Source organism: Fulvivirga aurantia, from assembly GCF_009711475.1.
Lineage (GTDB): Bacteria > Bacteroidota > Bacteroidia > Cytophagales > Cyclobacteriaceae > Fulvivirga > Fulvivirga aurantia.
The window spans coordinates 1-2,882 of record NZ_SMMD01000454.1 but is presented as its reverse complement, the minus strand read 5'-3'; the positions used below and the strand labels follow the sequence as shown (position 1 = coordinate 2,882).

The following is a 2,882-nucleotide window of genomic DNA, read 5'->3' as shown; positions in this document are numbered from 1 at the left end:
AAAAAAAACCCAATGAGAAAATTATTACACGTTATAATTATTCTTGGAGTGCTTACGCTTTCGGGCTGTGCACTTAACCAAATGGTTAAAATGGCGGATGAGCAAAATCTCACTGTCACTCCAAATCCACTTGAGGTTCATGCCGACACGGTAGCCTTCGAAATGTCAGCGAATCTTCCTGTGAAAATGCTTAAAAAAGGTAAAGTATATACTATTAATACATTTTATCAATATGGTGATAGTGAACTTGCTTTAGATCCTATCCAGTTTAAAGCTGAAGATTATCCTAATGCAGACGAGCAGCAGCCTCAGCAGACTCAGGAGTTTGCTTTTGCTTACTCTCCTGCTATGAAAAACGGTATGCTTCAAATTCAGGGTGTTGCTTTAGATCCTAAGAATGGTAAGTCTAAAGAGACTGAAAGATTAGATGTTGCGCCTGGCGTTATCACTACTTCTAAATTGGTAAAAGCTGTATATCACCCAACTTACGCAGATCACGGTTACAACAACCAGGAAGAATTAGTACCTGTATTGGTAAACTTCTACTTCGACCAGGGAAGATCAGTACTTAAGTACTCTGAGAGAAGAAGTGACAGAGGTAAGAAATTCGATGCTTTTATCGCTGAAAAGAACGTTACAAGAACAGTTACTATCACTGGTACTCACTCACCAGAAGGTGCCGAAAGAATTAATAGCACTTTGGCTAAAGATCGTGCTAAATCAATCGAAGACTACTACAGAAAGCAAATGAACAAATATGACTATGCTGGAATGGCAGACTCAATCAAGTTCATAACTAAAGATGTGGTTGAAGATTGGTCTATATTCAAAGATTCACTTGCTGTTTACGAAGGTATTTCTTCAGAAGAAAAATCTGCTTACTTAGATATCGTAAATGGTCCTGGATCTTACGAAGAGAAAGAAGATAAACTTCACAAACTACCTACTTACAACAAAGTATTCAGAGAGCTTTACCCTAAATTGAGGGTTGCTAAAACTTCTATCCTTAAAGTAAAAGAAAAGAAAACAGATGCTGAGATTTCTGTTTTAGCCAAGCAAATTGCTGACGGACAAGCTTCTGCTGATACACTTTCTGAAGAAGAATTGATGTACGGGGCTACTTTAACACCTTCTTTAAAAGAAAAAGAAGCTATCTACCTTGCTGCTACTAAAAAATCTGGTAGCTGGAATGCTCATAACAACTTAGGTGCTGTTTATGTAGCAATGGCTATGGAAGGTAACAGCTCTGCTGGAGACAAAGCAATGGCTCAGTTAGAAATTGCTGCTAATAAAAATGCTACAGCTGAAGTACACGCTAACCTTGCATCTGTACAACTAATGAAAGGAAATCCTTACAAAGCACATGAGCACTTAACAAAAGCGACAAGCCTATCTGGTGACAATGCTTCTGGTGTAAATGGAGTAAGAGGTTCTGTACAAATTATGCTTGCTAAATATGGCGATGCTGTAAGATCTACTTCTAACGCAACTGATGACGCTACTAACCTTTTCAACAAAGGACTAGCACAGTTGCTTAACAAAGATTACCAAAATGCACTAGGTACATTTAAAGAGGCTGCTACTAAAGACAGCGAAATGGCTCTTGCATACTACGGTGCTGCTATCGCTAGTGCTCACACAGGAAACGAAGACGATGTTTACGATTACATCGGTCAGGCTGTTGAAGCTGATCCTGAGCTTAAGCAAAAAGCATTAGAAGATCTTGAATTTGCTACTTATGTAAGCAACGAACAATTCAGAAATCTTTTGAAATAATCATTAACTATAATGATGATAAAACCTGATCCCTCTGGGGTCAGGTTTTTTTGTTTATAACACAATAAGGCAGATTTAAGCAGTATATATATTTTGTCTTTAGTCAATCGAATGCTATTTTTACAGACCAATTTTTAAAGCTTTTAAAATGAGAGAAATTCAATTCAGACAAGCACTTGGCGAAGCCATGAGTGAAGAAATGAGAAGAGACGAAAAAGTCTTTCTTATGGGAGAAGAAGTAGCAGAATATAATGGCGCCTACAAGGTAAGTCAGGGTATGCTTGATGAATTTGGACCGGACAGGGTAATAGATACGCCTATCGCTGAGCTTGGCTTTGCCGGGGTTGGTGTTGGTGCTGCCATGAATGGCATCAGACCTATTATCGAGTTTATGACATTTAACTTCTCATTGGTAGCTATAGATCAGGTAATAAATAGTGCCGCAAAGATGATGTCTATGTCGGGTGGCCAATTCAATATTCCTATGGTGTTTAGAGGGCCAACCGGTAATGCCGGAATGCTTAGCTCTCAACACTCACAAAACTTTGAAAGTTGGTACGCAAATACTCCTGGCTTAAAGGTAGTTGTACCTTCAAATCCTTATGATGCCAAAGGCTTATTAAAGTCTTCAATCAGAGATGACGATCCGGTTATTTTTATGGAGTCTGAGCTCATGTATGGAGACAAAGGTGAAGTGCCGGAAAGCGAATACCTCATCCCTATTGGAGCTGCTGATATCAAGCGTGAAGGAAGTGATGTAACTGTAGTTTCATTTGGAAAATTAATGAAAGTAGCGCTGGAAGCTGCTGAAGAAGCTGCAAAGGACAACATTTCAGTGGAAGTGATTGATTTACGTACAGTAAGACCTATCGATTATGCCACTGTTGTTGAGTCAGTAAAGAAAACAAATAGACTGGTAATAGTAGAAGAGGCCTGGCCACTGGCTGCGATTAGCTCAGAAATTACTTATCACATACAAAAGCATGCGTTTGATTACTTAGATGCACCAATCCATAGAATCAACAGTATGGATGTACCTTTGCCTTATGCACCGACATTGATCGATGCAATTCTACCTAATACAAAGCGTACAGTACAGGCTATAA

General features: G+C 39.0%; 2 protein-coding genes. Both read left to right on the top strand.

Going from position 1 to position 2,882, the window contains the following annotated elements:
• The coding region (locus tag E1176_RS02960; RefSeq protein WP_343030497.1) for a tetratricopeptide repeat protein at positions 1–1,776 on the top strand (1,776 nt) is incomplete at its 5' end.
• 148 nt (positions 1,777–1,924) lie between these two features.
• Positions 1,925–2,882, top strand: a 958-nt coding sequence (locus tag E1176_RS02955; protein WP_155209088.1) for a pyruvate dehydrogenase complex E1 component subunit beta, incomplete at its 3' end; no start/stop codon positions are given.